Origin of the sequence: Streptomyces sp. NRRL F-525 (genome assembly GCF_000716605.1) — a bacterium.
In the GTDB taxonomy this organism is placed as follows: domain Bacteria; phylum Actinomycetota; class Actinomycetes; order Streptomycetales; family Streptomycetaceae; genus Streptomyces.
Genome location: NZ_JNXE01000097.1, coordinates 1 through 3,612 on the forward strand (window position 1 = coordinate 1; position 3,612 = coordinate 3,612).

The 3,612-nt window shown below is 71.7% G+C and carries 1 protein-coding gene and 1 pseudogene; both read left to right on the plus strand.

The annotated features are described in order from the left end of the window. Nucleotides 1-2,739, plus strand: a 2,739-nt coding sequence (locus tag OO69_RS47980; RefSeq protein ID WP_033287364.1) for a type I polyketide synthase, incomplete at its 5' end; no start/stop codon positions are given. Nucleotides 2,740-2,854: 115 nt separating this feature from the next. Further along, a pseudogene (locus tag OO69_RS47985) lies at nucleotides 2,855-3,612 on the plus strand (beta-ketoacyl synthase N-terminal-like domain-containing protein); the annotation flags it as partial.

Consider the following 3,612-nt stretch of genomic DNA (forward strand, 5'->3'; position numbering starts at 1 on the left):
TGGCTCGACACCCCCACCACCACCGGCAAACCGACCGACCTCGGCCTGGACCGCACCGACCACCCACTGCTCGGCGCCACCGTCGAACTCGCCGAGGGCCAGGGCGCCCTCTTCACCGGTCAGCTGTCGCTGCGCACCCACCCGTGGCTGGCGGACCACGCGGTCATGGGTACGGTGCTGCTCCCCGGCACCGCCTTCCTCGACCTCGCGCTGCACGCCGGCAACCAGCTCGACGCTCCCCACGTCGAGGAACTCACCCTCGAAGCGCCACTGGTCCTCCAGCCGGACGCCATCGTCCAGTTGCAGTTGGTGGCAGCGGCCCCGGACGAGCAGGGCCGGCGCGCCATCAGCATCCACTCGCGGCCCGGGGACCACGCCGCCTGGACCCGCCACGCCACCGGCACGCTCAGCGCTGCGACAGCCGAACCCGCCACCCCGGACGACACCTCAACCTGGCCGCCCGCCCAGGCCACTCCTGTCGACATCACCGACCTCTACGGCCGGCTCACCGACTTCGGCCTCGGCTATGGCCCCCTCTTCCAGGGCCTGCAAGCCGCCTGGCGCGACGGCGACACCCTCTACGCCGACATCGCCCTCCCCGAAGGCACCGACACCACCGGCTTCGGCATCCACCCCGCACTCCTCGACGCCACCCTCCACGCGATCGCCCTCCACACCGTGGACAGCGCGGCCCAGCTCAGCCTCCCGTTCGCCTGGAACGGCATCACACTCCACGCCACCGGGGCCAGCACCGTTCGTGCCCGGATCACCCCGGACGGTCCCGACACCGTCGCCCTCACCCTGATGGACCCGGCCGGTGCACCCGTAGCCACCGTCGAGACCCTCACCGTGCGCCCTGTCACGACCGAACAACTCGCGCCGCCCCACACCACCGCCGACCACGACGACCTGTACCGCCTCACGTGGACCAGCCCCGTAACCGCAGCGGCCCCGCCCACCCCGAGCACCGAACCACTCGCCGAGCTGAGCGAGGCCGACAGCATCCCGGCGTTCGTCCTCGCACCAGTCACGTCCGAGGCCGAGGACGTCGTGGCCCGCACCCGGGCGCTGCTGGACCAGGCGCTGAGCCTGGTGCGGAGCTGGCTGGCGGACGACCGCTACGCCGAGTCGAAGCTGGTCCTGCTCACCCGGGGTGCTGTCGCGACCGGCGCGGACGACCCGATCACCGACCTCGCCGCGGCCGCCGTCTGGGGCCTGGTCCGCTCGGCGCAGACGGAGAATCCCGGCAGGTTCGTCCTCGCCGATCTGGACGGATCCGAAGCGTCCACGGACGCGCTTCCGGCCGCGCTGGCCACCGGCGAACCTCAACTCGCCCTCCGCCAGGGAGCCGTGAGCAGGCCCCGCCTGACCCGGATGACCGCCACCGACACGGCTCCGCTCCCCCTCGACCCCGAAGGCACCGTCCTGATCACCGGCGGCACCGGCGTCCTCGGCGCTCTGGTCGCCCGCCACCTCGTGGCCGAACACGGTGCCCAGCACCTCGTCCTCACCAGCCGGCGCGGCCCCGACGCCGAAGGCGCCCTGGAACTGGAAGCCGAACTCACCGCCCACGGTGCCACCGTGACGATCGCCGCCTGCGACACCGCCGATCCCGACGCCCTGGCGCGCCTCATCGCGGGAGTGCCCACCGAGAACCCGCTGACGGCGGTCATCCACACCGCCGGCGTCCTGGACGACGGCACGGTGACAGCGCTCACCCCGGCAAGCCTGGACACCGTCCTGCGGCCCAAGGTCGACGCGGCCTGGCACCTCCACCAGCTCACCGCAGATCTCGACCTCAGCGCCTTCGTGCTGTTCTCATCCGCCGCAGGCATCCTCGGCAACGCGGGTCAGGCCAACTACGCCGCCGCCAACACCTTCCTCGACGCCCTGGCGACGTGGCGCCGGCACGACGGTCTTGCCGCCACCTCCCTCGCCTGGGGCCTCTGGGCCCCCACCGGCGGCATGGGCGGCACCCTGGAAGCCGCCGACCTTGCCCGACTCAGCCGCAGCGGCATCGCCCCGCTCAGCCCCGACGAGGGCTTGGCGCTGCTCGACACGGCGCTCGGCCTCGTCGCCGAGCCGGCCGTCGTCCCGATGCGGCTCAACCCAGGCGCTTTGCGGGCGCAGGCCGCCGACGGCACGCTGCCGTCCGTGCTCCAGGGCCTGGTCCGTACCCCCGTCCGCCGGGCGGCGGCGGCCGGCCGGGACGTATCCGTGTCGCTCGCCGAGCGGTTGGCCGCACTACCGGCCGGCGAACGCACCACCGCCGTAGAGGAGTTGGTTCGCAGCCTGGTGGCAGAAGTCCTCGGTCACGGCGCCGGGACGGCCATCGATCCGGTGCGCGGCTTCCTGGACATGGGCTTCGACTCCCTCACCGCCGTGGAACTCCGCAACCGCCTCACGGCCGTCACCGGTCTACGGCTCCCTGCCACGCTCACCTTTGACTACCCGACGCCGGCCGCGCTCGCCGCATACCTACTGCGCGCCGTGACCCCGGAACAAGCCGACGAGTCGACCGTTCTGCTCGCCCGGCTGGACAGCGTGGAGGCGTCCCTTGCGGCCGGCTCGCTGGACGACACCGCACGTACACAGCTGGTGAGCCGCCTTCAAGGGTTCCTGCTGAGCCTGTCGTCGGCAGCCGGAAGTAAGTCCAACGAAAGCGTGGTCAGCAAGATGGAGAGTGCCTCGGACGACGAGATCTTCGACTTCATCGACAAAGAACTCGGAATGTCCTGACCCGGACCTGCCCGGCCCGGACCCGCCCGACCGCTCCGCCGCTCTTCGGCTCCTCCGCTCACCCGCCCATGAGCGCACCGGCTCCCGCCCACCTCGTGAGGATTGACGTCGCATGGTGAACGAAGACAAGCTCCGCGATTATCTGAAGCGGGTAACGGCCGACCTACACGAGACTCGGCAGCGCCTGCAGGAGGTCGAATCGGAGCGGCAGGAGCCGATCGCCATCGTGGCGATGAGCTGCCGCTACCCGGGAGGTGTCGAAACTCCGGAGCAGCTCTGGCAGTTGCTCTCCGACGGCGGCGACGCGATCTCGGAGTTCCCAACCGACCGCGGCTGGAACGAGGATCTCTACGACGCCGACCCGGAACGGACGGGTACGTCGTACGCCCGGCATGGCGGATTCCTTTACGACGCCGTGGAGTTCGACCCGGAGTTCTTCGGGATCTCGCCGCGGGAGGCGCTGGCGATCGACCCGCAGCAGCGGCTGCTGCTGGAGACCGCCTGGGAGGCGTTCGAAGCAGTGTCGCCTCCGGCCGGATCTCGTACACCTTCGGGCTCGAAGGCCCGGCGGTCACCGTCGACACCGCCTGCTCGTCCTCGCTGGTCGCACTGCACCTGGCATGCCAGGCGCTGCGGGCGGGCGAGTGCACGCTCGCTCTCGCGGGCGGCGTGACGGTGATCGCCACGCCGGGCCTGTTCGTGGAGTTCAGCCGGCAGCGCGGACTGTCGGCGGACGGCCGCTGCAAGGCGTTCGCAGCCGGAGCCGACGGCACCGGCTGGGGCGAGGGTGTCGGCCTGGTGCTGCTGGAGCGTTTGTCGGACGCCGAGCGCAACGGGCACCAGGTGCTCGCGGTCGTCCGCGGCTCTGCCGTC